Origin of the sequence: Janthinobacterium sp. PSPC1-1, assembly GCF_049897625.1 — a bacterium.
GTDB classification, from domain to species: domain Bacteria; phylum Pseudomonadota; class Gammaproteobacteria; order Burkholderiales; family Burkholderiaceae_D; genus Janthinobacterium; species Janthinobacterium tructae.
This window is the reverse complement of record NZ_JAFCWP010000001.1, coordinates 1,348,474-1,374,032: the sequence shown is the minus strand read 5'-3', so window position 1 is coordinate 1,374,032 and position 25,559 is coordinate 1,348,474. Positions and strand designations below refer to the sequence as shown.

Annotated in this window: 20 protein-coding genes; 14 read left to right on the top strand and 6 right to left on the bottom strand. The window is 64.3% G+C overall.

Annotated elements, in window-relative coordinates; translation table 11 throughout:
- Positions 1 to 17: 17 nt before the first annotated feature.
- Both upp and ACP7EG_RS06090 read right to left on the bottom strand, forming a co-directional pair.
- Entirely contained in the window at positions 18 to 668 is a 651-nt protein-coding gene (gene upp, locus ACP7EG_RS06095) for a uracil phosphoribosyltransferase (RefSeq protein ID WP_071076875.1), read from the bottom strand.
- A 145-nt stretch (positions 669 to 813) separates the two neighbouring features.
- Positions 814 to 2,496, bottom strand: a complete 1,683-nt coding sequence (locus ACP7EG_RS06090) for an isovaleryl-CoA dehydrogenase (RefSeq protein ID WP_426086865.1) — start codon at positions 2,494 to 2,496, stop codon at positions 814 to 816.
- A gap of 396 nt (positions 2,497 to 2,892) precedes the next feature.
- Here ACP7EG_RS06090 and ACP7EG_RS06085 point away from each other — a divergent pair, with 396 nt between their 5' ends.
- The gene (locus ACP7EG_RS06085; RefSeq protein WP_426086864.1) at positions 2,893 to 4,632 is read left to right on the top strand and encodes a putative bifunctional diguanylate cyclase/phosphodiesterase; all 1,740 of its coding nucleotides are present in this window, start codon (positions 2,893 to 2,895) and stop codon (positions 4,630 to 4,632) included.
- Positions 4,629 to 6,125, top strand: coding sequence for an HDOD domain-containing protein (locus ACP7EG_RS06080; protein WP_426086863.1), 1,497 nt, complete (start codon positions 4,629 to 4,631; stop codon positions 6,123 to 6,125). Before ACP7EG_RS06085 ends, ACP7EG_RS06080 begins: the two co-directional genes overlap by 4 nt.
- A 170-nt stretch (positions 6,126 to 6,295) precedes the next feature.
- On the opposite strand, the gene aroC is transcribed toward ACP7EG_RS06080, so the two are convergent.
- Positions 6,296 to 7,390 carry a chorismate synthase gene (gene aroC, locus ACP7EG_RS06075; protein WP_426086862.1) on the bottom strand — a complete coding sequence of 365 codons (1,095 nt, stop codon included), beginning with the start codon at positions 7,388 to 7,390 and terminating at the stop codon, positions 6,296 to 6,298.
- A 434-nt stretch (positions 7,391 to 7,824) separates the two neighbouring features.
- On the opposite strand from aroC, the gene ACP7EG_RS06070 reads away from it, so the two are divergent.
- Positions 7,825 to 10,086, top strand: coding sequence for a putative bifunctional diguanylate cyclase/phosphodiesterase (locus ACP7EG_RS06070; protein WP_426086861.1), 2,262 nt, complete (start codon positions 7,825 to 7,827; stop codon positions 10,084 to 10,086).
- 68 nt (positions 10,087 to 10,154) lie between these two features.
- On the opposite strand, the gene ACP7EG_RS06065 is transcribed toward ACP7EG_RS06070, so the two are convergent.
- Positions 10,155 to 10,601, bottom strand: a complete 447-nt coding sequence (locus ACP7EG_RS06065; protein ID WP_010398828.1) for a CBS domain-containing protein — start codon at positions 10,599 to 10,601, stop codon at positions 10,155 to 10,157.
- Positions 10,602 to 10,729: 128 nt separating this feature from the next.
- Positions 10,730 to 11,353, bottom strand: a complete 624-nt coding sequence (locus tag ACP7EG_RS06060; protein WP_426086860.1) for a 2OG-Fe(II) oxygenase — start codon at positions 11,351 to 11,353, stop codon at positions 10,730 to 10,732.
- Positions 11,354 to 11,634: 281 nt separating this feature from the next.
- On the opposite strand from ACP7EG_RS06060, the gene ACP7EG_RS06055 reads away from it, so the two are divergent.
- The 5 genes from ACP7EG_RS06055 to ACP7EG_RS06035 are packed head-to-tail and all read left to right on the top strand — an operon-like array spanning position 11,635 to position 17,554.
- A complete protein-coding gene (locus ACP7EG_RS06055; protein WP_426086858.1) occupies positions 11,635 to 12,945 on the top strand; it encodes an O-acetylhomoserine aminocarboxypropyltransferase in 1,311 nt (436 codons plus the stop codon).
- A 1-nt stretch (position 12,946) separates the two neighbouring features.
- Positions 12,947 to 13,759, top strand: a complete 813-nt coding sequence (locus ACP7EG_RS06050; RefSeq protein ID WP_426086857.1) for an alpha/beta fold hydrolase — start codon at positions 12,947 to 12,949, stop codon at positions 13,757 to 13,759.
- A gap of 34 nt (positions 13,760 to 13,793) precedes the next feature.
- Positions 13,794 to 15,200 carry a PoNe immunity protein domain-containing protein gene (locus ACP7EG_RS06045; RefSeq protein ID WP_426086855.1) on the top strand — a complete coding sequence of 469 codons (1,407 nt, stop codon included), beginning with the start codon at positions 13,794 to 13,796 and terminating at the stop codon, positions 15,198 to 15,200.
- A 29-nt stretch (positions 15,201 to 15,229) separates the two neighbouring features.
- Complete coding sequence (locus ACP7EG_RS06040; RefSeq protein WP_426086854.1) at positions 15,230 to 17,218, top strand: DUF6630 family protein; 1,989 nt, start codon at positions 15,230 to 15,232, stop codon at positions 17,216 to 17,218.
- Positions 17,219 to 17,239: 21 nt separating this feature from the next.
- Entirely contained in the window at positions 17,240 to 17,554 is a 315-nt protein-coding gene (locus ACP7EG_RS06035; protein WP_426086853.1) for a hypothetical protein, read from the top strand.
- A 7-nt stretch (positions 17,555 to 17,561) separates the two neighbouring features.
- Here the strand turns inward: ACP7EG_RS06035 and ACP7EG_RS06030 are convergent, their stop codons facing one another.
- Positions 17,562 to 18,938, bottom strand: a complete 1,377-nt coding sequence (locus tag ACP7EG_RS06030) for a YihY family inner membrane protein (RefSeq protein ID WP_426086852.1) — start codon at positions 18,936 to 18,938, stop codon at positions 17,562 to 17,564.
- 67 nt (positions 18,939 to 19,005) lie between these two features.
- On the opposite strand from ACP7EG_RS06030, the gene wrbA reads away from it, so the two are divergent.
- The 6 genes from wrbA to ACP7EG_RS06000 are packed head-to-tail and all read left to right on the top strand — an operon-like array spanning position 19,006 to position 25,531.
- Entirely contained in the window at positions 19,006 to 19,614 is a 609-nt protein-coding gene (wrbA, locus tag ACP7EG_RS06025) for an NAD(P)H:quinone oxidoreductase (protein WP_426087144.1), read from the top strand.
- Positions 19,614 to 20,024, top strand: a complete 411-nt coding sequence (locus tag ACP7EG_RS06020) for a DUF2069 domain-containing protein (protein WP_071077034.1) — start codon at positions 19,614 to 19,616, stop codon at positions 20,022 to 20,024. Before wrbA ends, ACP7EG_RS06020 begins: the two co-directional genes overlap by 1 nt.
- A gap of 11 nt (positions 20,025 to 20,035) precedes the next feature.
- Positions 20,036 to 21,451, top strand: coding sequence for an FAD-binding oxidoreductase (locus tag ACP7EG_RS06015; protein WP_426086851.1), 1,416 nt, complete (start codon positions 20,036 to 20,038; stop codon positions 21,449 to 21,451).
- Positions 21,448 to 21,876 carry a DUF4124 domain-containing protein gene (locus tag ACP7EG_RS06010; protein ID WP_426086850.1) on the top strand — a complete coding sequence of 143 codons (429 nt, stop codon included), beginning with the start codon at positions 21,448 to 21,450 and terminating at the stop codon, positions 21,874 to 21,876. The genes ACP7EG_RS06015 and ACP7EG_RS06010 overlap by 4 nt, the downstream gene beginning before the upstream one ends.
- A complete protein-coding gene (locus tag ACP7EG_RS06005; protein WP_426086849.1) occupies positions 21,864 to 24,455 on the top strand; it encodes an FtsX-like permease family protein in 2,592 nt (863 codons plus the stop codon). Before ACP7EG_RS06010 ends, ACP7EG_RS06005 begins: the two co-directional genes overlap by 13 nt.
- A complete protein-coding gene (locus ACP7EG_RS06000; RefSeq protein WP_426086848.1) occupies positions 24,455 to 25,531 on the top strand; it encodes a lipocalin-like domain-containing protein in 1,077 nt (358 codons plus the stop codon). The genes ACP7EG_RS06005 and ACP7EG_RS06000 overlap by 1 nt, the downstream gene beginning before the upstream one ends.
- Positions 25,532 to 25,559: the final 28 nt, after the last annotated feature.

The following is a 25,559-nucleotide window of genomic DNA, read 5'->3' as shown; positions in this document are numbered from 1 at the left end:
AATACTCGCGGATTGGCTTACTTGGTGCCGAAGATGCGGTCGCCGGCATCGCCCAGGCCCGGCACGATGTAAGCGTGGTCATCCAGGTGCGAATCGAGCGAAGCGCAATACATCTTGACCTTCGGATGCGCGTTCTGGAACACGGTCACGCCTTCCGGCGCGGCGACCAGCGCCAGGAAGATGATCTGCTCGTCCGTCACGCCGCGTTTCTTCAGCACGTCGACGGCGTACACGGCCGAATTGCCGGTCGCCACCATCGGGTCGCACAGGATGAAGGTGCGCTCGTTCAAGTCCGGCAGGCGCACCAGGTATTCCACGGGCATGTGGGTGGTGGGATCGCGGTACACGCCGATGTGGCCCACGCGGGCCGATGGCACCAGGTTCAGCAAGCCATCGCTCATGCCGATGCCGGCGCGCAGGATGGGCACGATGGCCAGTTTCTTGCCAGCAATGACGGGCGCGTCGATAGTCACCAGAGGGGTCTTGATTTCGCGCGTGGTCAGCGGCAGGTCGCGCGTGATTTCATAGCCCATCAACAAGGTGATTTCCTTGAGCAATTCACGGAAGGTGCGCGTCGACGTGTCGTGCTCGCGCATGTGGCTCAGTTTGTGCTGGATCAAAGGGTGATCGGTAATGAACAAATTCGGGAAGCGTGGATCTTGTTTCATATTGTTGTTCTTTCTCTGCTCTCTGGCGCGGCGGCAAGCATGGCCGCAAGCGCGCTGTGTGTCGATAAAATGAAGGATTGCCACATTATCCCAGCCCACAGCCCGCCTGTGGCCTGAATTTTCGAAATAATCGGATATATCGGGGTCAATACTCGCGCAGTGCGCGCGCCAGGATGGCCGCGCAATCGGTGCCCGCCGGCAAGCGGCCATACGCACCGCCCGGCGCTTGCACCAGCCGCGACTGCAGGAAGGCCTGCGCAATAAAGGGCGGCGCATGGCGCAGCAGCAAGCTGGCCTGCACGGCCAGCACGATGCGTTCAGATAATTGCCTGGCGCCAAATTCATCCGTCTGCGGCCCGTCCAGGTCGGACAGCAGGCGCGTCCGGTACTCGGCAAAGGCGGCATCGGCATCGCCGGCCAGCGCCAGCTCGGCCGCCAGGGCGTCGCGCGCAGCCGGCGACTTGCCGAAGGCACGCAAGACGTCGAGGCACATGACGTTGCCCGAACCTTCCCAGATTGAGTTGACGGGCAGCTCGCGGTACAGGCGCGCCAGCGGCGCGTCTTCCACATAGCCGGTGCCGCCCAGCACCTCCATGGCTTCCGCACCGAAGCCGGGACCGCGCTTGCAAATCCAGTACTTGCCGGCCGGCGTGAGCACGCGCGCCAGCATCGCTTGCCCTACATCGTCCTTTTCATCGAAACAACGGGCCAGGCGCAGGGCAAAGGCCGTGGCGGCTTCCGATTCCAGCGCCAGGTCGGCCAGCACGTTTTGCATCAATGGCTGCCCGGACAGCGGCTTGCCGAACACGACCCGCTGGCGCGCATGGTGCAGCGCCTGCGTCAGGGCGGCGCGCATGATGCCGGTGCTGCCCAGCACGCAATCGAGGCGCGTGTGGCTGGCCATTTCCAGGATGGTGGGAATGCCCCGCCCCGGCTGCCCCACGAGCCAGCCGTAGGCATTGGTAAATTCCACTTCCGACGAGGCATTCGAGCGGTTGCCCAATTTATCTTTCAGGCGCTGCACGCGGATGGCATTGCGGCTGCCGTCGGGCAGATAGCGCGGCAAAAAGAAACAGGACAATCCCCCCTCTTCCGCCTGCGCCAGGATCAGATGGGCGTCGCACTGCGGCGCCGAAAAAAACCATTTGTGGCCGACGATGCGCCAGGCGCCGCCAGCCTCGTCGCCGAACAGGGCCCGCGCCTCGTCCTGCGGCACGCGCACGGCGCGCGTAGTGTTGCTGCGCACGTCCGAGCCGCCCTGCTTTTCCGTCATGCCCATGCCGACCAGGGCGCCGCGCTTCTGTTCCACGGGCAGGGAACGGGGATCGTATTCGCGCGAGAGGATTTTCGGCAGCCAGCGCGCAGCGATGTGCGGCAGGTCAAGCGCCTGGCGCAAGGCCGGCACCGAGGCATACGTCATCGTCACGGGACACTGCGTGCCGTTTTCCACCTGCCCCACTAATAGATAGGCGGCCGCGCGCGCCACCTGGGCGCCAGGACCGGGCGACACCCACGGCGCAGCGTGCACGCCGGCGCCCACGAGGATGGCCATCAGCTCATGCCAGGCCGGATGGAACAGCACTTCGTCGATGCGGCGCCCGGCCCGGTCGAACTGCTGCAGCTCGGGCGTGTGGATATTGGCCAGGCGCGCCAGCGCATACGTCTCGGCGCGGCCCAGCCTTTCACCCAGCGCGTCGAGCGCCTGCCGCGCCGCGTCGCCCCCCTCGCGCAGCAGCGCTTCGATCAGCGCCGGGTCACAGGCGAACAGATTGACGTTTTCAAACGGCGTGGCCTGGTTGAAAACTTCATGCGTGTCAAAAGCATTCATGGGAGTCTCCCGCGATTTGTTATCATGGCGCCCTTGCTGTCGCTGGCGCACCGTCAACACCGTCTGCCAGCCAGACTAGCGTAAAGCGCATGGCGGGGCAAGCGCGCCAGTGGAAGCCAGCTCAGATAAATGTTTCCATGTGGAACGAAAATGCCTGCGTGTGTCGCGCAGCATGATTTTTTTCATGGAAGGCAGGAATATTTACAAAACCTGAAGCAATGTTGCTCTATTTCATGTAATCGAATGCTTTTCAATGATACATTTCGTGTGGATCGCGTTCCGATAGTTGCCCTCCGGCCCGCTATGGCGCGCGTAGCGCACGATGCACTCTTTCCGTTGGCGCCCTGCCCTGCAGCGTGCGTCGGCACTGATAACAAAAAGGTAAAAGCCCGCACGATGTTTTCCAGTACCCCATCCGCCGCCCACCGCGAGGCACGCCACGAGTTGGACAACCTCATGGAAGAGGCAGGCGACGTCGTGTTCCGGCTCGATACGGACGGCCTGATCCTGTTCGCCAGCAAGCGCGCAGCCACCCTGTTCGGCGCGCCCTCGGGCCTGTCCGGCCACTTGCTGCTGCCACTGGCCGCCGAAGCATCGCGCGCGGCGCTGCAGGCAGCGCTGGAAGATTCCCTGGAAGAACCGGGCCGCCTGGAAGTGCGCCTGCAAACACCGGACCAGGAAATCTGGTTCGAGCTGCGCCTGTCTTCCTATATGAACGCAGCCGGCGTGACCGAATTGCTGGTAGTCGGGCGCGACACCTCGGCCCAGCACAACACGGAAGAACGCTTGCGCCACATGGCCACGCACGATGCGCTGACCGGGCTGCCGAACCGCCTGCTGCTGTCGGACCGCATCCGCATGGTGATCGCCCAGGCGGCCCGTTCGGGCCAGGGTTTTTCCGTCGCCACCATCGGCCTCGATGGCTTTAAAAAGGTCAACGATGGCCTGGGCCACCCCGTCGGCGACGCCGTGCTGCGCCTGGCCGCCGCGCGCCTGCGCAAGACCTTGCGCGACAGCGACACCCTGGCGCGCGTGGGCGGCGATGAGTTCGTCGCCGTGCTGCCGGGCAGCGCCACCGATGCACAAATCAAGCTGGTGACGGGCCGCCTGCTGGCCACCCTGCAGGCGCCGTTCGAAGTCGATGGCCATACGATCTACGTGGGGGCGTCCGTGGGCGTATCGATCTATCCGCTGCACGCGGAAGATGAAGTGCGCCTGGTGGCGCTGGCCGATGCGGCCATGTCGCGCGCCAAGGAAACGGGCAAGGCCCGCTGCCTGGTCTACAGCCCGCGTCTGAATGGCCCGTCGGAACACGATATTTCGCTGGAAGCGGCCATGTTTCACGCCGTGCGCGAAGGCGAATTTCTGCTCTTTTACCAGCCCATCGTCGATGCGCACACGCGGCAGATCCAGGGTTTCGAAACCCTGATGCGCTGGAAGCATCCGACCCTGGGCCTGGTGCCGCCCGTGCGTTTCATCCCGATTGCCGAAGCCAATGGCCTGATCAATCTGCTGGGCGCCTGGGCGCTGAAGGCGGCCTGCGTGCAGCTCAAGCAGTTCCAGGAAGTGGCCAAGCGGCCGCTGTACATCTCCGTCAACATCAGCCCGCGCCAGTTCCGCAACGACAAATTCCTCGACGTGCTCGATGACGCCATCGCCTTTTCGGGACTCTCGGGCGAACACCTGGTGCTGGAAATTACGGAAGGCACCCTGATGATCGACCCCGTGCATGCAGAAACCATCCTCGTCAAGATGACGGAGCGCCGCGCGCGCATCGCCATCGACGATTTCGGCACCGGCTATTCCTCGCTCGCGTATCTGAAGCGCTTCCCCATTTCCGTGCTGAAGATCGACCGCACCTTCATCAAGGACTTGCCCGAATCGAGCAAGGACGCGGCCATCTGCAACACCATTCTCGACTTGGCCAAGCATTTGAATTTGTCCGTGGTGGCCGAAGGCGTGGAAACGGAGGAGCAGATGCACTTCATGGAGTCGCGCGGCTGCCAGTATGTGCAAGGCTATTTGACGGGCAAACCGATGCCGGCCCATGCCGCGCTATCGGCCTTGAGCGAAAAAACCTATGCGGCGCTGGTGCCCACGCCGTCTGCCAATGAACAGCGCGGAGGGGTGCAATGAATCCAGGTCATTTCACGGTACCGACACAGCTCGGCAAAAACACCCTGGACCTGCTGTGGGCGCGCACGCGCCAGCAGGGCGACATGCCCGGCTTCGCGAAAGCCATCAGCGCCATCCTGGGCGCCATGCGCGGCGAGGATGACCACGAATTCGACATCACGCAAACGGTGCTGTCCGACCCTGTCCTCACGCACAAGGTACTGCGCCTGGCCAACAGCGGCATGTATTCGGCCTTCGGCCAGCGGGTCAACACGGTCTCGAAGGCCGTGCTGGTGCTGGGCATCGACGCCATCGGCCACCTGGCGCTGGGACTGAAGCTGATCGAGGAGCTGTCGCAAGCCTCACCCGACTCCGTCAGTGCCCACGTGGAAATGGAAAAGGCCGTGCTGGCCGGGATGGTGGCGCAGCAAGTGGCCACCAGCGCCGGCAGCCTGCAGGCGGAGCAAGCCGTCGTCTGCTCCATGCTGCACACCCTGGGTCGCATGATGGTGACGTTCTACATGACGGACTTCTGGGCGCGCATGCAGGCGCACGCGGGTCCCGGCAACGAGGCGGCAGCCGCATGCGAAATCCTCGGCCTGTCGCTGCCGGAAGTGGGCTATGCCACTGCCGCCCACTGGGGCTTGCCGCAGCACCTGATCAACGGCATGCGTCCGATGGAGCCGTCGCCCGACAACGCGCCAGTCAGCGGCGCCGACTGGATGGCAGGACTGTCGACCATGGCGGCGCGCTGCGCCGACTCGCTGTGGCATGACGATGCGGCCGGCGCGGCGCAGGTGCACGCGCTGATCGACGACTATGCGGGCACCCTGGGCATCGCTGCCACGGACCTGGTGGTAGCGGTGGACAAGGCGAAGATGATGGCGGCGGCCGACCTGTCGATCGCGCCCCTGTCGAAACCGGCCGAACGGCGCGCACGCCAGTTGGCCTCGACGCGCATGCGCGCCGAGGGCAACCGTGTCCTGATCGGCGGCCTGGCCGACCTGCGCGGCGCCATCGGCAGCGCCAGCCCCGGACAGATGGTCTCGATGGCGCTCGAAACACTGCACCAGGGCTTTGATTTTTCGCGCTCGGTGGCATTCGTGCGCAACCACCGCGATCATTTGTACTCGGCGCGCATCAGCATGGGCGAAGGCATGGCCGACCTGCAGGACCTGATGGTATTTGGCGACGCGTATGAGCCGAACGTCTTCCACGCGGCCCTCAATAGCGACCGCGTGATCTTCATCGACAATGCGCGTGACCCAAAATTTGCCGCCAAGCTGCCGCAATGGTGGAAAGCGACGTTGTCGGAAGCGCGCAGCTTCGTCGTGCTGCCCCTGTCGGCCAACGGCCACCCCACGGGCTTCCTGTACGGCGACTGGGACGACAGCTTCCCGCCGATTCAATTGAACCAGACGGAATTCAACCTGATCAACGATATCCGGGCGTTATTGGTGCAGTCGGTAGAGATGCGCCATCAACTCGAATTGGTGGCGAACAAGGTGGCTTGACAGGAAGCGCCGACAATGGTGTCGGATTACGCGCAAGCGCTAATCCGACCTACATGGCGTGGGTCGTAGGTCGGGTTAGCCAGAATGGCGTAACCCGACATCACCGCAACACATGGCATGAATCGTGGGTCGAATTAGGGCCGCAGGCCCGTCATCCGACAACATTCATCTTACTTCAACTTCGGCGTACTCACGCTGACGTCGCCGCATTGCGCGCGGTGCATCAGGGCGTGATCGATCAATACCAGCGCCAGCATCGCTTCGGCGATCGGTGTGGCACGGATGCCCACGCAGGGGTCGTGGCGGCCGAAGGTTTCCACCATCACGGGATTGCCCTCTTTATCGATCGAGCGGCGCGGCGTGCGGATCGACGACGTTGGCTTGATGGCGATCGATACTTTGACATCCTGCCCCGTCGATATACCACCGAGTACGCCGCCGGCGTTATTGCCGATAAAGCCTTCCGGCGTCAGTTCGTCGCCGTGCTCGGAACCCTTTTGCGCCACCGAATCGAAACCGGCGCCGATTTCCACACCCTTGACGGCATTGATACCCATCATGGCATAGGCGATGTCGGCGTCGAGCTTGTCGTAGATGGGCTGGCCAAGGCCGACCGGCACGTTTTGCGCGATCACGTCGATGCGCGCGCCGATGGAATCGCCATCGCGGCGCAATTGATCCATCGCCTCTTCCATGCGCGCGATCAGGTCCGCGTCGCCGCTGGCGGCAAAGAAGGGGTTCGCATGCACGTGTTCCCAGGACTGGAACGGCACGGGAATGTCGCCCAGCTGGCTCATGCAGCCCTTGAAGGTGGTGCCGTACTGCTGCAGCAGCCATTTCTTGGCAATCGCCGCCGCACCCACCACGGGCGCCGTCAGGCGCGCCGAGGAACGCCCGCCGCCGCGCGGATCGCGCACGCCGTATTTATGCCAGTAGGTGTAGTCGGCATGGCCGGGGCGGAAGCTTTCCGCGATATTGCCGTAATCCTTGCTGCGCTGGTCTTCATTGCGGATCAGCAGCGCGATGGGCGTGCCCGTCGTCACGCCCTGGTACACGCCGGAAAGAATTTCCACCGTATCCGATTCCTGGCGCTGCGTCACGTGGCGCGAGGTGCCCGGCTTGCGACGGTCCAGCTCGGGCTGGATATCGGCTTCCGACAGGACCAGGCCCGGCGGACAGCCATCGATCACGCAGCCGATGGCCGGGCCATGCGATTCGCCGAAAGTGGTAACAGTAAACAGTTTGCCAAAAGAATTGCCGGACATAGTAGGAAGTGTGAAAGACTGGAAAACTCAATTCTACCAGCCTGCGGGGCAGGCCATGCCGCTAATGCCGCAGCAAGGCCCGATATTCCCGCCCGTCATCACCATTTTTAAATCCCGTGTTTTTTTTCATACAAAAAACACCAAATATGAGTTGCAATCATGCAATACAAGAAATATTGCTCTACGGAATAGGCTTAAAAAAACATTTTGCTTATTAAATAGCTATATACTTGAATGATGGACCATCAGAAAATGTGCGAGCCTCGGCAGCACCGGAGTGCTACATTTTCGATGCGCCCTGAGTGCATCAGAAATGGCCAGGGCTAGGCGCGGCGCCGAAGACAGTACGCAAGTACGGCGAGGCGCTGCAACAACGCCATGGACATTTCTGATGTGCTCACATCTCGTTCCGAGTCATCCTGGAGAAGCCATACATGCCCGCACCGATCATCCCCCTTGACAGCAACAAGGACGATCACGACGACCTGGTATTCCTCGATGAGCAACCAGCGCCACCGCTGGCCATCGCACCGCGCAGCGTCTGGCGGGTGATGATCATTGACGACGATGAAGACGTCCACTCCACCACCACTTTTGCCCTGGGCAACCTGGAAATGCAGCACCGCCCGCTGGAATTCGTGCATGCGTATTCGGCCGGCCAGGCGCGCGAACTGCTCAAGCATGAAGACGACATCGCCGTCATCCTGCTCGACGTGGTGATGGAACAGGATGACGCGGGCCTGCACCTGGTGCGCTACATCCGCGAAACACTGAAAATGACGGATGTGCGCATCATCCTGCGCACGGGCCAGCCCGGCTATGCGCCGGAAATCGACGCCATCCGTGACTACGATATCAACGACTACAAGACCAAGTCCGAGCTGACGCGCATCAAGCTGTTTACCACGGTGACGGCGGCCATCCGCTCGTACGAGCAGATACGTTCGATCAGCAACAGCCGGCGCGGCCTGGACCAGATCGTCCACGCCAGCACGCAGTTGATGGCGCTGCACGGCGTGCAAAACTTCTCCGCCGGCGTGCTGGCGCAGATCGCCGACCTGCTGGGCATCCGCGCCGATGGCGTGCTGTGCGTGCAGGACTTGCAGGACAATGGCGCCAGGGAGCTGCTCGTCTCGGCCTGCACGGGCAGCTTTTCCGGCTTGCCGCACAGCGCCCTGTGCGGCCTGCAAAACCCCCGCGTGATGGCTGCCATCGAGCACACGCTGGCGCAGCGGCGCAATGTGTATGCGCACGACTACGCCACCCTGTACTTCGCGGGCAAGGCCAGCCGCGATGCGGCCGCCTACCTGGTCCTGCCGCGGCCCCTCTCGGCCATCGATGAAAGCCTGCTGGAAGTGTTTTGCAGCAACGTCGCCGTGGGCCTGGACAATGTCGAACTGGTATCGCACCTGCACAACGCCGCCTTCTACGACCAGTTGTCGAAGCTGCCGAACCGCACGCGCCTGGTGGAAATCCTCGACGCCGCCCTGGCCGGCCCAGCGCGCGACGACGCCACCCTGGCGCTGGTCGACCTCGACCACTTTGCCGAAACCAACGACGCGCTGGGGCACCAGTTCGGCGACACCCTGCTGATCGCCGTGGCGGGCCGATTGCAAACCCAGCTGGGTCCCCAGCTGACGGTGGCGCGCCTGGGCGGCGACATCTTTTGCGTGCTGGGCGACTCGTCGCAAGTCAACCCGGCCAAGATCCTGGCCCTGTTCCAGGCGCCGTTCTGCATCGATGGCCAGGATGTGCAGCTGTCGGCCACCCTGGGCCTGGTACGGCTGGGCGAACATGCGGGCACGGGCGCCGATGCGCTGAAGGATGCCGATATCGCCCTGAAACGGGCAAAAAGCCAGCAGCGCGCCGGGCACTTCTATTTTTCGCGCAGCATGGGCATCGAAATCCGCGAAAGAGTCCGCATGATGCACGCGCTGCGCACGGCCTTCAGCCAGGACCAGCTGTTTGTCGTGTACCAGCCGCAGATCGACCTGACCACGCGCCGCCCCGTGGGCGCCGAAGCGCTGCTGCGCTGGCAAACGCCGGACGGCAAGTTCATCTCGCCCGACCGCTTCATCCCGATCGCCGAATATTCGGGCATCATCATCGATCTGGGCGAATGGGTGCTGCGCACGGCGTGCCGCGAACTGGTGCTGCTGCGCGAGCAAGGGCACCGCAACTTCGTCATGTCCGTCAACGTGTCGCAAGTGCAGTTCCGCCACCCGCTGTTCCTGGAAATGCTGCGCGCGGCGCTGGAAGAGACGCAGGCGCCACCCGAGTTCATCGAGCTGGAAATCACGGAATCGATGGCCATGGAAGAGCCGGACCTGCTGATCAAGATGCTGTGGCAGATCAAGCAGACGGGCGTCAGCATCGCCATCGACGACTTCGGCACGGGTTTTTCGTCGCTGTCGTACCTGCAGCGGCTGCAAGTCGACCGCCTGAAAATCGACCGCGCGTTTGTGACGGAAATCACGGGTTCCGCGCGCGGCAGCAGCATCGCCGAAATGGTCATCCAGCTGGGCCGCAACCTGGGCCTGGCCGTGATCGCCGAAGGGGTGGAAGACGAGCGGCAAGCGCAAATTCTGCAGGCGCTGGGCTGCCCCATGGCGCAGGGTTTCCTGTTCGCCCGCCCGATGACGGCCACGGCGCTGAGCACCTGGCTGAACAATGAGGCGCTGCAGGGGGCGGCGTAGGCGCCAGCTTGCATTGACCATGCAAAACGCCGGCAATGCCGGCGTTGTCTTTACTGCATGAACTAAGCTTAGTCGGTGGTTTCGGCCGGCCAGTCGCGAATATACGCTTTCAGCATCTGGTTTTCAAAGCTTTGCGCCTCAAGCACGGCGCGTGCCACGTCGTAGAAGGAGATGACGCCCAACAAGGTCTTGGCGTTCATGACGGGCAGGTAGCGCGCATGTTTTTCCAGCATGATGCGGCGCACTTCGTTCACTTCCGTGTCGGGCGTGACGGTGATCGGATGGTCATCCATGTGCTTGCGCACGGTGCCGCCGCCGATCTGGCCCGCGTTCTCGTGCAACGCGTTGAGCACTTCGCGGAAGGTCAGCATGCCGACCAGGTCGCCAAATTCCATGACCACCAGCGAACCGATGTCTTTTTCAGCCATGGTATTGGCCGCGTCAAGCAGGGGCTGGTCAGGCGTGACCGTGTAGAGGATGTTGCCCTTGACTTGGAGAATTTCAGATACTTTCATATTGGCCGTCCTGTCCGCGTGATTGGTATTTTAGTTATTCTAGCCCTTACTGCGACTGTAGCCTATGCCTGCGGAAAAATCCAGCCTTGCGCGCAATCAAATCGAGGGGGATTGCGCGCAACTTTTTATCACGCGCGGCGGCGGAACCAACCGGCGATGGATAGACGTTCGCGCGCCGTCGGCAGCACCTCGTGCAGCATCTCGCCCGACAGGAACATGGCCATGCGCCCTGCTTCGGGCGCGATATCTACGCTGGGGCCGCCATCGGGGTGCAAACGCAGCGCGCCGCCGTGTTCTGGCAGCCAGTCGTCGTTCAGGTACAGCACGACGGACACGGTGCGTTTGTCATCATCGCGGAAACGGTCCAGATGGGCCCGATAAAAGGCGCCCGGCGCATACAGGGCGAAATGGCTTTCGTACTCTTCCAGCCCCAGGAACAGCTCGCGATTGAGGGTCTGGCGCAACGCTTCCATATGCTTCAGATAGCGATCGCAGGCGCTTGAGCGGCCCGCTTCCAGCCATGCGATATGGTCGCCGCGGATGTCCGGCTGCAGCAGCGGTGCATGGCCGCTGCCCACGCCGGCGCCCTTCATCTTGCCGCTGAGCATGGATTGCACGCATTCGGCGGCCAGTTGGCGGCTGAGTTCAGGGGGAATGAATTGCTCTTGCATCAGCCAGCCTGCGCGGCACAGGCCGTCAACGATAGACGGTCCGGGCACGGCAAGGGCGCCGTCGAACGATATTGCGGGCATAGAATTTTTCCTGGTGGACATGCATGTGAGTGCGCCTGAAGCCCAGGATTTCGTTCGTGTGCAGCTGCTTCCTGGCGGTGCGGCGCACGCGCGAAGGTCGAACAGCCCGAATATCACTGACCCAGCATCCTACCACCGCCACGCGCAGCCGGTTGCTTTTTTCGACTTCAAGTGACACGCGCGGCCCGCCAGCACGGCATCATGCGCCCTGCACGCGAGCCCTTTTACTCAGCGCTAAATCAGGTTACGATCTTGCTACTATAAAACTTGGCGGAGACACCATGAGCGGCCCGAAATACCCCGGTTTCGATACTTTATCCCTGCATGCGGGCGCGGCGCCCGACCCGGCCACGGGCGCGCGCGCCACGCCCATCCACTTCACGTCCTCGTTTGCCTTCAAGAGTTCGGAGCATGCGGCCTCGCTGTTCAACATGGAGCGGGCCGGCCACGTGTACTCGCGCATTTCGAATCCCACCAACGCCGTGCTGGAAGAGCGCATCGCCGCCCTCGAAGGGGGCGTGGCCGGCATCGCCACGGCCAGCGGCCAGGCCGCCATGCACCTTGGTTTATGTACCATCGCCGGCGCCGGCTCGCACATCGTTGCCTCGCGCGCCCTGTACGGCGGCTCGCACAACCTGCTGGCTTATACATTAAAACGCTTCGGTATCGAGACGACGTTCGTCGACCCGCGCGACGTGGATGCCTGGCGCGCCGCCATTCGCCCGAATACGAAAGTGCTGTTCGGCGAAACGCTGGGCAATCCAGGCCTCGACGTGCTCGACATCCCGACGATTGCCGCCCTGGCGCACGAACACCAGCTACCGCTGATGCTCGACTCGACCTTTACCACGCCGTACCTGCTGCGCCCCTTCGAGCATGGCGCCGACCTGGTATTCCACTCGGCCACCAAGTTTTTATGCGGGCACGGCACGGCCATCGGCGGCTTGCTGGTCGATGGCGGCACCTTCGACTGGCAAGCCGCGTACGACAAGACGGGCCGTTTTGCCGAACTGTGCGAGCCGTATGACGGCTTTCACGGCATGGTCTTCGCCGAGGAATCGACGGTGGCGCCGTTCGCCCTGCGCGCGCGGCGCGAAGGCTTGCGCGATTTCGGCGCCGTCATGAGCCCGCACAATGCCTTCGCCATCCTGCAGGGTATCGAAACCCTGGGCTTGCGCATGGACCGCCACGTGGCCAACACGCGCAAGGTGATCGACTTCCTGCTGGCCAATCCGGCCGTGGATGCCGTATCCTACCCCGAACTGCCATCGCACCCCGACTACGCACTGGCAAAAACCCTGCTGCCGAAAGGCGCGGGCGGCGTCTTCACCTTCCGCCTGCGCGGCGACCGCGCGGCGGGCCAGCACTTTGTCGACAGCCTGAAAATCTTCTCGCACCTGGCCAACGTGGGCGACGCCAAGTCGCTCGTCATCCACCCCGCCTCCACCACGCATTTCCGCGTGCCGGACGATCAACTGGAACAGGCGGGCATCACGCAAGGCACCATGCGCTTATCGGTGGGACTGGAAGACGCGGACGACTTGATCGAAGACCTGGCCCGTAGCCTGAAACTGTCGCAGAAAGGCGCCTGACATGTTATTCACCATCGAAAACACCACGGCCTACTGCTACACGGGTGGCAAAGCATACAACCCGGATCAACCCACGGCCGTCTTCATCCACGGCGCGCAGAACGACCATTCCGTGTGGGCCCTGCAAACGCGCTATTTCGCCCACCACGGCTGGAACGTGCTGGCCGTCGACTTGCCGGGCCACGGACGCAGCCTGGGTACGGCAAAGGATAATGTCGCAGAACTGGCGCGCTGGATACTGGCCGTGCTGGACGCCGCTGGTGCGGACAAGGCAATGCTGATCGGCCACAGCATGGGTTCCCTGATCGCGCTGGAAGCGGCGTACCTGGCGCCGGATCGCGTCAGCCACCTGGCCATGCTCGGTTCCACCTACCCGATGAAGGTCTCGCCGGCGCTGCTGGAAACGGCGCTCCAGGATGAACAGGCGGCCATCGACATGGTCAATATCTGGTCACATTCGTCGATCGCGCAAAAGCCCTCGTTCCCCGGCCCAGGCTTCTACGCCATGGGCGGCGCGCGGCGCTTGAAACAGCGCATCGCCGCCCTCAATCCCGCTCACGTGTTTCACACGGATTTTTTCGCCTGCAACGCCTACGCGAACGGCGAAATCGCCGCCGCTTCGGTACACTGCCCCACTGTATTCATTTTTGGCGCGCGCGACATGATGACGCCACCCAAGTCGACCAGGCTGCTGACAGCGGCCATCGCGCATGGCACGGTGGTGCAGGTCGACAGCGGACATGAATTGATGGCCGAGCAACCGGACGCCGTGCTCGACGCGCTGTTTGCGTTTGCGCAAACGGCAGCGGCATAAGCACCCGCCACACGGACTTTTTTAGGATAGACGGATGATGTTGTTGAATACCCTGTTTGAAGAATTGACTGGCCGCGGCAGCGGCACGGAAGCGCAGCGGCACGAACGCTATAAATGGCTGGAACAGCTGCGCTTCACTAACCCGCTGGCGGACGAAGGCGGCCCCATGGCCGGCATTCCGTACTACCAATGGTGCCGGCTGCCGCAGGCCCTCGTCGTGGCGGGCCAGCACACGGATCTGCTGGTCGGCACCACGAGCTCCCAGTACCTGGTCTTCGAGGGCCGCCACGCGGCAGCCTTCGCGGCCGAACTGGATCTGCAATACGACGCCAACAACCGCATCGACCGCCCCGGCGGCCTCGACGAGCTGCTCGACGCCTATGAAGAGCAGGACGACGGCAGTTGGAGCACCCTGCCAAATGAAGCGCCTGCGCCACCGCTGGCCGGCTGGGACGACGTGTACTTCCGCGTGCGCGACCTGAGCGACGGCAGGACCATCCAGAGCGTGACCACCATCGCCTACGAAAGCAGCCGCTTCCCTGGCTACACCCTGCTGGGTACGACCATGGTGGGCGTCGGCGCCATCGTCCACGACGACGAAACGGCGCAGTATCTGCAGCAAATCTTCGCCGACTGGGCCATCCAGCGCGAATGCGCCGCCACCTGCCCGGTTTCGTCCACGCCCTGGCCCCACGCGCCGCGCCAGACGCCGCCCGAGACGTTCGGCACTGCGTTCGACTTTGGCCGCAACCTGCCTTACCTCGACGCCCTGCTGGCTGCCTACCGGCGCGCGCAGGCGCAGGCGGAAATCGATGGCGGCGACGCCGCCTACTGGGCATGCGCAGCCGCCAGCACGGCGTACCAGGTCTTCTCGCTGCGCTACACGGCAGGCTTGCCCTTGCCTGACGTGGAAACGGCGCTGGAAGCGGCCATCGCCGCCTGCGAAACGGCGCGCGCGGCCCTGGCCGCCGCCTACGATGACGATGCCTTGCCCGCCTTTGATTTCGAACAGTTGACGGATTACGCACGCACCCTGCAGTTGCTGGGCGCCGCCCTGCTGTTCGGCCGCCACGACCTGGCTGCCCGCCTGGCCGCCCTGCAGACGGCCTTCGATGGCGAAGATGGCGTATACGAAGCGCTGCTGGCGACCATCGATCCGCAGCGTCCCGCCGTCGACGAATGGTATTTCGCCGAGCCCTACTCGGCCCTGTTCGAGTGCCTGGACGCGGACGATCCCGCGCAGCAGCTGGAACACCTGCGGCACTACCTGGCCAGCTGGCACACCGCGCTGGTACGCGAAGACTGGTTCAACGGCCATTTGCGCGCACACGGCCTGGGCGGCTACTACGGCCTGTGGGCCTTCGAGGCGGCCGCCGTGGCCAAACACCTGGGCCTGGAGCGCAGCGCGCTGGCGCACTGGGTCATGCCGCCAGCGCCCTGAATCCCCCGTTCACTTTCAGATAAATATCCATGATCAACACTGCAGCCCTGTTCAGCACCGCCTTCCTGCCCGGCCAGGCCGGCTTCGACACCGAGACGATTACCGGCCTGGCCGAATGGCGGCTGGACGTACCTACGCTGTTCAAGCTGCTCGTCGGCGCCGGCACGCAAGCTGTCGCCTGGCCCATCTACGGCGATGGCGAAGACTGCGCCTGCGTGCTGGCCGCGCCAATGGCGCAGGCGCAGGCCAGCTGGCGAGCCTTGTGCGCGCTGATGGACAAGCCGCGCGACGCGGCCGCCATCGTCGCGCGCAGCGCCATCAGCACCCTGCTGGCGGGCGGCCAAGGGTGGCTGATCCTCGATTGCGTACAGCTGGTCCCCCACGATATCGACACGCCGGAATACGCCGCCGCGCTCGACGCTCTGCGCGCCGAGGCGCAAGCCTTGCACCTTGCCCTGCTGCACGGCGACAAGGAAGCCCTGACGCCCCTGCTGACCGCCGGTGCCGCATCGCCTGCGACCGGCTACTGGTCCGCCACGGCTGATGCGCAGTTGGCCGATGTCGAGGAACTCGATGCGGAAGATGTACCGTTCCTGCAGGGCCTCGAAGTACGGGCATGGGTGGAAGACGCCTTGTGCTATGAAGTGAGCAAGGCCGGGCAGCCCGGCATCCTGGGCCTGGTCACGCCGTATGGGCGCTGGATCGTGCCGCTGTCGCTGAATGTGACGGCACTGGGGGCGCGCCACGCGGACGACGGCTGGATCACGTTTGCCACGATGGCCCACCCCGACGCACACGGCGTACTGGATCTGAACGGCACCGTGGTGCTGCCGCCCGCCCCCGGCGCCCTGTACGTGATCAGCCCCCACCTGCTGCAGCAGATCGATCCGGACGGTGCCAGCCGCTTGCTGCGCCTGCCCGATGGTGCGCTGCTGTTCGAAAGCGTGCACCAGATCGGCCAGCGCGACGATGGCTGTATCGATATCGAACGCCAGACGCACGATGACGAGCGCAATGTCTGCGGCGTGATTGACGCCACCGGCAAGGTAGTGCTACCGACTGCCTACAGCGCCGTGCAGGATTTTGGCACGAAAAAGAAAATCGCCATCATCAGCCAGCGCATCGATGGCCGCTTCCTGTTTGGCCTGGCGAACAGCCGCGGCGAGCTGCTGGCGCCCTGCCAGTACGAAGCCATCGATTCCGCCACAACGTCGTCGCCGCCCAAATTGCGCAAGAACCTGATCTTCGCCATCGACGCGCAAGGCCTGGCCTGCATGCTGACCCTGGATGGCAAGCAGGCGTTTACGCCGCTGTATCCGCCCGCCCACCATCTGCGCGGCGTGGCCGTGCAAAGCGAATTTTTATATGTCGTCAAGGAGGGCATGGCCTGGAGCATGGATTTCACGGGCCAGTTGCTGGAACAGTTCGACACCGTGGACAACTTCAAGGCGGCCATCACGGCGCAATTGAGCGAGGCCATGGGACTTGGCAAGAAGAAAGCGGTGCCACGCAACAGCTTTACGCCGGCGCAGATCCTGGCACAGGCCGACCGCGAGCAGTTGCACAGCATGGCCGCCCTGCTCTTGCTGGGCGATGCGGCACTGGCCGCGCGTTGCGTCGACATCACGTTGGAAGAGCTGGCGGAGGACGACCCGGAAGAAGAATACGAAGGCGACTCGCCCGAGGCCGCGTGTTTCTTCCTGCTCTGGTCGACGGCCGCCGATGCGCTGGGCCACGGCACCACGCTGGACTGGAAATCAGTCGATGAAGTACCGCGCATCGCCCAGCATATCGGCCTGCCCGCGCTGCGCGATTTTTCGTGGGCGCAGCGCGAGGATGGCGACGCCATGGCCGAGGGCCTGGCCGCCATTGCCGGCCACCTGGCGCCGCATCAGCTGCGCCTGGTCAACCTGCACGGTGGCGAAGACACATATTACCTGGGCGTGGTGCGCGCGTCCGATGCGGCCGCGTTCAGCAAAGTGGCCCTGCAGGCGGCTTTGCGGCCCGTGCTGCTGTGATTTTTCCAATACAAGGTATCCATGCACGCGAAAAAATTCATCGATGATGTCGTCGCATCCAATGCGTCACTGCTGGCCTTGTATGCGCAGGGGCGGCTGGGGCAAACCCGGCTTGGCACCCTGCTCGACGGTCTGGCACTGGCCGAGGCCCAGCGTGTACAAGTCCTGGCCTTGATCAAGCTGGCGATCGATGACGCCACGTACCAGTTGGTGTGCGGCATCGAGGGCAGCGCCTCGCTGGGCGACAGTCAGCAGGATTACACGCTGCTCGACGAAGACGGCAATACGCTGACGGGGGCGCTCGATGCGCTGCTCTATGACAGGCTGCACACCTGATCGACCGTCAGGCGCAGCGCACTTCCCCAAAATGCTGCGCCAGGGTCAGGCCCAGTCCCTGCTCCACGGCGTTTTCCACCTGCGCCGCCAGCGCGGCTGCATCGATGGCCGCCTTGATGTCGCGCTCATTGGTGGAACCGGCCGGATAGCCGGAATTGACGCGCATGCCGCCGAAGACGAACAGCCGATAGACATCGGCCAGGCTGATGCGGTTGACATTGCCCAGCAAGACCCAGTGGTCGGAGCTGTCGGCCACGCGCTTGCCCCACTGCACCCGCACGGCGCCATCCACGTTGACTCGTCCCACCCAGCCCTGCTGCACCATCTTATCGAGCAGGGTTTCCATCTCTTCGAAGCCCAGGCGCGTACTGCGGCGTATCTCGGCCGCGCCCACCAGGGCCGAATCGGCGCAGTGACAGGCCTGATGCAGCACCTTCAGGATGGCGACGGCGTCGACGAATTCGCTGCCCGGCGCCGCCTCGTACCACCAGCGCTCGTATTTCACGACGGGCAAGGCGGCCACCAGCAAGGCGCCCACCAGGGTGATCATCCAGCTCAGGTATATCCACACGAGGAACAGCGGCAAGGCGGCCAGCGCGCCATAGATACGCGAATACGTGGGGAACTCCTGGATGAATTCACCGAAGCCCCGCTTGGCCACCTCGAACGCCAGCGCCGCCAGCAAGCCGCCCCAGGCCGCGTCGCGCCAGTCCACGTCGCGGTTCGGCACGGCGATGTACAGCAGGGTAAACGCCAGCATGGTCAGGCCGATCGACACCAGGGTATAAAACACGGCGCCGAGGAAAGGCACGGCGCCCACCACGCCGCTGGTGGCCATGAAGAGGCGCGAGGTCACCGTCAGCGAGACACCCACCAGCAGCGGCCCCAGGGTGACGATGGCCCAGTACACGAGCAAACGCTTGGTCCAGCGGCGCTCCTGGCGCACGCGCCAGATGCGGTTGAAGACGCGCTCGATCAAGCCCATCATGCCCACCGAGGTAACGATCAGGGCGCCCGCGCCGATGGCCGACAGGCGCGTGGCTTTCGAGGCAAACGTCGTCAGGTAGTCGAGGATGGTGTTCGATATCCCCTTGGGCATCACGCTTTGCACGAAATAGTCTTCCAGCGCGTGGCGGAAGGTATTAAACAGGGGGAAAGTGGTGAAGATGGCCAGGGCCAGGGTGAGCAGCGGCACCAGCGCGAACACGGTGGCGAAGGTCAGGCTGCCGGCCACTTGCGGCAGGCTTTCCTCGCGCACGCGGCGGCGCGCGAACTGCAGCAGGTCACGCGTTTCGGACCACGTCAGGCCGCGCACGACGGCCAGCCCCATGCTCAGGGCGCGCCACAGGTATTGAAAGATGGGGAGTATATATTTTGAAAACATGTGCAAAATCAGAACGGCGCCATGACAGCAGTCGTATCAGGCTGTAAAGCGCCCTATAATACCAATGATGAAGCCAACCAATCTGATTATTCTCGTATTGTTTTATTCACGCCATGGCGCCACGCGCCAGCTGGCCGAGCTGATAGCCCAGGGAGTGGAAAGCGTGCCTGGCTGCGACGCGCGCCTGCGCACCGTGCCCGCCGTCTCCACGGTGACGGAAGCGACGGCGCCGGAAGTCCCGCCTGATGGCGCTCCTTATGTGGAACTGGAAGACTTGCAGGAATGCGCGGGCCTGGCCTTGGGGTCGCCCACGCGCTTCGGCAACATGGCCGCCGCCATGAAGTACTTCTGGGATGGCACGGCCAGCGACTGGCTGGCTGGCAGCCTGTCCGGCAAGCCAGCCTGCGTGTTCACGTCCACGGGCAGCCTGCACGGCGGCCAGGAATCGACCCTGCTGTCGATGATGATCCCCCTTTTCCACCACGGCATGCTGGTCATGGGCTTGCCCTACACGCATGCTGAACTGATGACGACGTCCACGGGCGGCTCGCCATATGGCGCCACGCACTGGTCAGGCATCGATGGCGACAAGGCGCTCAGCGACGATGAAAAACGCCTGGCCATCGCCCTGGGCCGGCGCCTGGCGGAAAGCGCCGCAAAACTGGCAGGCGCATGATGCACGGCACACTGCACAAGTATTTTCACTGGGGCGCCATCGCCAGCCTCGTCACCCTGATCGTCTGGTGCCTGCTGTGGGAAACCGTCGTCGCGCCACTGCAGCCGGGCGGCTCCTGGGTCGTGCTGAAGGCGGCGCCCCTGTTCATTCCCCTGTACGGCGTCATCAAGCGCGACGTGTACACCCTGCAATGGTCGTCGATGGTGATCCTGCTGTATTTTACAGAGGGCGTGGTGCGCGGCTACAGCGACACGAATCCCGTCTCCGCCATGATGGCCTGGGGCGAGGCGGCCATCGTCTGCATCTACTTCTTCTGCGCCGTGCTGTATCTGCGTCCTTACAAAAAGGCCGCCAAGCGCATGGCCAAAGAGCTGCTGGAAAAAGTGAATAAAGTGAGCATCAAGAAATGATCGAACAGACTATGAGTGACCAAGCCGACTTCCTCGCCGCCTGCCGCAACCTGCTGGGCGACACCTATGTCCTCACCCTGGACGCCGACATGGCGCCCTTCCTCACCGACTGGCGCGACAGGTTTACCGGCAAGGCCCTGGCCGTGCTGCGCCCCGCCACGGTGGAACAAGTGGCAGGCGTGCTGCGCGCCTGCGCGCAATGGCAGATTCCCGTCGTGCCGCAAGGCGGCAATACGGGCCTGGTATTGGGCAGCATCCCGGACGCTGCCGGCACGGCCATCGTGCTGTCGCTGGCGCGCCTGAACAGCATCCGCGCACTCGACCCCGTCAACCGCACCATCACGGTGGATGCGGGCTGCATTTTGCAAACCATCCAGGAAGCGGCAGCCGCCGCCGGCTGCCTGTTTCCCCTGTCGCTGGCGGCCGAAGGCAGTTGCACCATCGGGGGGAATTTGGCCACGAACGCGGGCGGCACGGCCGTGCTGCGCTACGGCAATACGCGCGAGCTGTGCCTGGGCCTGGAAGTGGTCACGCCGCAGGGAGAGATCTGGAGCGGCTTGCGCGGCCTGCGCAAGGACAATACGGGCTACGATTTGCGCGACCTCTACATCGGCGCCGAGGGCACCCTGGGCGTGATCACGGGCGCGGTGATGAAACTGTACCCGCAGCCGAAAGCCTGCATCACGGCGCTGGCCGCCATGCCCTCGCCCGCCCACGCCCTGCGTTTATTAAGCCTGATGCAGGACCATTGCGGCGCCAGCCTGACGGGTTTTGAACTGATGTCGCAGTATTGTCTGCAACTGGTGGAGCAGCAGTTCCCCCAGCTGCCGCGTCCTTTCGCCGAGCCGCATGGCCAATATGTGCTGCTCGAATTATCGAGCAGCCAGTCCGAGGCGCACGCCGTGGAATTGCTGGAAGCGAGCATCGGCGCGGCCCTGGAAGACGAGTTGATTGAAGACGCCGTCGTCGCCAGTTCCGTGGCGCAGTCCGAAGGCCTGTGGCAGCTGCGCGAACATATTCCGCTGGCGCAGGCGCAGGCGGGCAAGAACATCAAGCACGATATCTCGCTGCCGATTTCCCGCATCGCCGATTTCATCGCCGTCACGGACGTGGCCCTGGAAACGGCCTTCCCCGGCTGCCAGTTGGTGTGCTTCGGCCACCTGGGCGACGGCAACCTGCATTACAACGTGGCGCCGCCAGCCGGCATGACGGATCGCGACTTCCTGGCCAATCAGGACGCCATCAACCGCATCGTGCACGACCAGGTGCACGCTTTTGGTGGTTCCATCTCGGCCGAACACGGCATCGGCGCCCTCAAAAAGGATGACCTGGCGCACTACAAGTCGCCGCTGGAACTGCAGCTGATGCGCGCCGTGAAGCAGGCGCTGGACCCGCAGAACATCATGAATCCGGGGAAGATCCTGTGAGAGTACCGTTCTTCCTGTTCGCCATCTGCACGGGCCTGGCCGGCCAGGCTGGCGCGCAGGACGTCTACAAATGCGTGCAGGATGGCCAGACCAGCTACAGCGCCGCGCCATGCACGGGCGGCCAGCTGCAGATCCTGGAAATCCCCTCGCCACCGCCTGCCGTCGACAAGGGCGCGGCGACGCGCCAGGAACGGGTGGCCAGCCAACTGGAAGCGGCACGCAAGAAGCAGGAAAATCTGGCAGACCAGGCGCGCGAACGGGCCGCCAGGCAGAAGGAAACGCATGACAAGCATTGCGCCAAGCTGCGCCTGGAGCAGAAATGGGCGGCGCAGGACGCCGTCGGCGCAGGCGACAAGAACCGCGACGCGGCGCAACTGAAAGTGCGGCGCGCCGGCGAACGCCTGGCCGTCGAATGTCTGAATTGAGTGCGCCGCTGGCCAGCCCGGCGACGACGCGCCTGCTGTCGCGCTGGCTGCTGCTGGGCGAATGGCGCGCGCATCCCGTGCGCGCCCTCGTCGCCATACTCGCCATCGCCATCGGCGTGTCCTTGGGCTTTGCCATCCACCTGATCAACGCGGCCGCCTTCAACGAATTCTCCACGGCCGTCAAAAGCCTGTCCGGCCAGGCAGACGTGCAGGTGGCCGGGCGCGAAGCGCTGTTCGATGAAAGCATCTACCCATGGCTGGCGCAGCGCGACGGCGTGGCCGTGGCCTCGCCCGTGCTGGAACTGCAAGCCGGCGTAGCAGGCAAGAAAGACGGCGGCCCGCTGCACATCCTGGCGCTCGACGTCTTCCGCGCCGGCTTCATCTCGCCCGACCTGATCGGCGCGCCCGCCGACGGCCAGCCTTTCGACACCCTGGCCGACGACGCCATCTTTTTATCGCCGGCCGCCTTGCGCTGGCTCGGTGTGGCGCAGGGCGACACGATTGCCCTGCAATCGGGCACGGGCCAGGTGCCGCTGCGCGTGGCCGGCTCGCTGCAGCGCACGCGCGCCGGCCAGCGCATCGCCGTGATGGATATCGGCGCGGCGCAGTGGCGCTTCAACAAGCTGGGCAAGCTGTCGCGCATCGATCTGAAACTGCGCCAGGGCGTCAACCGCGACGCCTTCCAGGCGGATCTCGCGCGCACACTGGAAGCGCAATACCCGGGGCGTTTCCAGGTGGGCCAGCCGAATGACGAAAACCAGAATAGCCGCAACAATAACCTCAGCCGCGCCTACCGGGTCAACCTGACGGTGCTGGCCCTGGTGGCCCTGTTTACGGGCGCCTTTTTGGTATTTTCCACGCAAGCGCTGTCCGTCATCCGCCGCCGCGGCCAGTTCGCGCTGCTGCGCGTGCTGGGCATGGAGCGGGGCCAGTTGCTGCGCCAGGTACTGCTGGAAGGCGCCAGCCTGGGCGTGGTCGGCGCCGCGCTGGGCATCGCCGGCGGTTATGCCATGGCCGCTGTCGCCCTGCGCTTCTTCGGCGGCGACCTGGGCGCCGGCTATTTCGCGGGCGTGCAGCCGCAGGTGCAATTCACGCCCGTCGCCGCCTTCGTGTATTTTGCCCTTGGCCTCGGCGTGGCATTGCTGGGCTGCGCGGCGCCCGCGCTGGAAGCGGCGCGCGCCGCCCCCGCCATCGCCCTCAAATCAGGTAGCGAAGAAGTCGTGACGACGCGCCTGGCGAAAACCTGGCCCGCGCTGGCTTGTTTGCTGCTGGCCGGCGCCCTGACGTTCTTGCCACCCGTCTTCGAGTTGCCCCTGTTCGGCTATCTGTCCATCGCCCTGCTGCTGATCGGCGCCATCGCCCTGATGCCGCAACTGGCGGCCGTGGTCTTCCGTTTCCTGCAGCGCGCCTGGCTGCGTACGGACGCGAGCATCCACGCGCCCGTACGCAGCCTGACCCTGGCCCGCCTGGCGAATGCCTCCGGCCAGGCCGGCATCGCGCTCGGTGGCGTGCTGTCGAGTTTTAGCCTGATGGTGGCGATGGCCATCATGGTGTCGAGTTTCCGCGTTTCCGTCGATGACTGGCTGTTGCAGATCTTGCCGGCCGACGTGTATACGCGCACGACCGCCAGCGGCGGCACGGCGGGCCTGAATCCACGCGAACAAGCCGCCATCAGCGCCTTGCCCGGCGTGGCCAGGGTGGATTTTCAGCGCCTGCGCTCGCTGTCGCTGGCGCCAGACCGCCCGAACGTGATGCTGCTGGCGCGACCCGTCAACCTGGCCGATCCGGGAAAAAGCATGGTACTGGTGGGCGACACCCTGCCCGTGCCAGCAGGCAGCCGGCCCGTGTGGCTGTCCGAGGCGGCGGCTGACCTGTACAACGTCAAACCGGGCCAGCAGATCGCCCTGCCGCTGGCGGGCGGCTTGCACCAGTTCTTTATCGCCGGCATCTGGCGCGACTATGCGCGCTCTTCCGGCGCCATCCAGATGCCGTTGGACGACTACCGCGCGCTGACGGGCGACCTTGACGTGAGCGATGCGGCCCTGTGGCTGGCCAAGGGCGCCACGGGCGAGCAGCTGCAGCAGCGCCTGAAGGCCCTGCCCTTCGGCGCCAGCCTGGAAGTGTCGAATCCTTCGGCCATCCGCGCCCTGAGCCTGCAGATCTTCGACCGCAGCTTTGCCGTCACCTATTTATTGGAAGCGATCGCCATCGTCATCGGCCTGTTCGGCGTAGCCGCCACGTTTTCCGCGCAAACCCTGGCGCGCGCGCGTGAATTCGGCATGCTGCGCCACGTGGGCGTGACGCGCGGGCAGATTTTGTCCATCCTGGCGCTGGAAGGCGGCGCGCTGACGGCGCTGGGCATCGCCACCGGTTTTGTTCTGGGCCTGTTGATCAGCTTTGTGCTGGTCTTCATCGTCAATCCGCAATCGTTCCACTGGACCATGCAACTGCACCTGCCGTGGCCCTTGATCGCCAGCGTGGCCGCCGCCCTGCTGACGGCTGCCGCCCTGACTGCCCTCATCGCGGGCCGGCAAGCCCTGTCCGCTGGCCCCATCCGCGCCGTCAGGGAGGACTGGTAATGCGCCGTTTAACTTGTCTACTGTTGTTCTGCAGCGCCGCCGCCATCGCCGCGCCGCCCGCCTTCGCCCCCGTCACGCCGCTGCCGGCCGGCCAGACGCTGCGCCTGCCGCACGATTTCGGCGCCCATCCCGCATATAAAACGGAATGGTGGTACGCCACGGGCTGGGTCAAAACCGCCGGCGGCGAGCAACTGGGCTACCAGGTGACCTTCTTTCGCAGCGCCACGGCGTCCGACGCGGACAACCCCAGCGCCTTCGCGCCGAAGCAGCTGATCATCGGCCATGCGGCCCTGTCCGACCCGAAGGTGGGCAAACTGCTGCACGACGAGAAAAGCGCGCGCGAAGGCTTCGGCCTGGCCTACGCCAAGGTGGGCGACACGGATGTGAAACTGGACGACTGGCGCATGCAGCGGCAAGCGGACGGCAGCTACCAGGTCAGCCTGGCTGCGCGCGACTTCACACTGCAGCTGACCCTGGCCCCCACGCAGCCCGTGCTGCTGCAGGGTGACGGCGGCTACTCGCGCAAGGGCGCGCGACCCGCGCAAAGCAGTTACTATTACAGCGAGCCGCAGCTTGCGACCCGTGGCACGATCGCGCGCGCGGGCGCCAAGCCGGAAGTCGTGACGGGCACCACCTGGCTCGATCACGAGTGGTCGAGCCAGGTGCTCGATGCGGATGCCAGCGGCTGGAACTGGATAGGTGCCAACCTCGCTGACGGCGGCGCCCTGATGGCCTTCCAGATCCGCAGCAAGACAGGTGCTAAACTATGGGCGCACGCGACATGGCGCGATGCGTCCGGCAAGATGACGCAGTTCGCTCCCGGCGAGGTCGATTTCACGCCCACGCAGCTGTGGCGCTCGCCCCGCACGCAGGCCGAATACCCGGTCGCCACCGAGATCCGCACTGGTTCCACGCGCTGGCAGATCAAGCCGCTGCAAGCCGACCAGGAACTCGATTCGCGCCGCTCGACGGGCGCCGTGTACTGGGAAGGCGCAGTGACGGTGCAGCGCGATGGCCAGCCGGTGGGCCGCGCCTACCTGGAAATGACGGGCTACGTGCAGCCGATGAAGTTATAAACAGTACCGCAAGCAAAAAGTAAATCAA

Excerpts from the sequence above, each read along its gene's own strand:
- upp (WP_071076875.1), bottom strand. The coding sequence starts at position 668 with ATGAAACAAGATCCACGCTTCCCGAATTTGTTCATTACCGATCACCCT.
- ACP7EG_RS06090 (WP_426086865.1), bottom strand. The coding sequence starts at position 2,496 with ATGAATGCTTTTGACACGCATGAAGTTTTCAACCAGGCCACGCCGTTT.
- ACP7EG_RS06085 (WP_426086864.1), top strand. The coding sequence starts at position 2,893 with ATGTTTTCCAGTACCCCATCCGCCGCCCACCGCGAGGCACGCCACGAG.
- ACP7EG_RS06080 (WP_426086863.1), top strand. The coding sequence starts at position 4,629 with ATGAATCCAGGTCATTTCACGGTACCGACACAGCTCGGCAAAAACACC.
- aroC (WP_426086862.1), bottom strand. The coding sequence starts at position 7,390 with ATGTCCGGCAATTCTTTTGGCAAACTGTTTACTGTTACCACTTTCGGC.
- ACP7EG_RS06070 (WP_426086861.1), top strand. The coding sequence starts at position 7,825 with ATGCCCGCACCGATCATCCCCCTTGACAGCAACAAGGACGATCACGAC.
- ACP7EG_RS06065 (WP_010398828.1), bottom strand. The coding sequence starts at position 10,601 with ATGAAAGTATCTGAAATTCTCCAAGTCAAGGGCAACATCCTCTACACG.
- ACP7EG_RS06060 (WP_426086860.1), bottom strand. The coding sequence starts at position 11,353 with ATGCCCGCAATATCGTTCGACGGCGCCCTTGCCGTGCCCGGACCGTCT.
- ACP7EG_RS06055 (WP_426086858.1), top strand. The coding sequence starts at position 11,635 with ATGAGCGGCCCGAAATACCCCGGTTTCGATACTTTATCCCTGCATGCG.
- ACP7EG_RS06050 (WP_426086857.1), top strand. The coding sequence starts at position 12,947 with ATGTTATTCACCATCGAAAACACCACGGCCTACTGCTACACGGGTGGC.
- ACP7EG_RS06045 (WP_426086855.1), top strand. The coding sequence starts at position 13,794 with ATGATGTTGTTGAATACCCTGTTTGAAGAATTGACTGGCCGCGGCAGC.
- ACP7EG_RS06040 (WP_426086854.1), top strand. The coding sequence starts at position 15,230 with ATGATCAACACTGCAGCCCTGTTCAGCACCGCCTTCCTGCCCGGCCAG.
- ACP7EG_RS06035 (WP_426086853.1), top strand. The coding sequence starts at position 17,240 with ATGCACGCGAAAAAATTCATCGATGATGTCGTCGCATCCAATGCGTCA.
- ACP7EG_RS06030 (WP_426086852.1), bottom strand. The coding sequence starts at position 18,938 with ATGTTTTCAAAATATATACTCCCCATCTTTCAATACCTGTGGCGCGCC.
- wrbA (WP_426087144.1), top strand. The coding sequence starts at position 19,006 with ATGAAGCCAACCAATCTGATTATTCTCGTATTGTTTTATTCACGCCAT.
- ACP7EG_RS06020 (WP_071077034.1), top strand. The coding sequence starts at position 19,614 with ATGCACGGCACACTGCACAAGTATTTTCACTGGGGCGCCATCGCCAGC.
- ACP7EG_RS06015 (WP_426086851.1), top strand. The coding sequence starts at position 20,036 with ATGAGTGACCAAGCCGACTTCCTCGCCGCCTGCCGCAACCTGCTGGGC.
- ACP7EG_RS06005 (WP_426086849.1), top strand. The coding sequence starts at position 21,864 with ATGTCTGAATTGAGTGCGCCGCTGGCCAGCCCGGCGACGACGCGCCTG.
- ACP7EG_RS06000 (WP_426086848.1), top strand. The coding sequence starts at position 24,455 with ATGCGCCGTTTAACTTGTCTACTGTTGTTCTGCAGCGCCGCCGCCATC.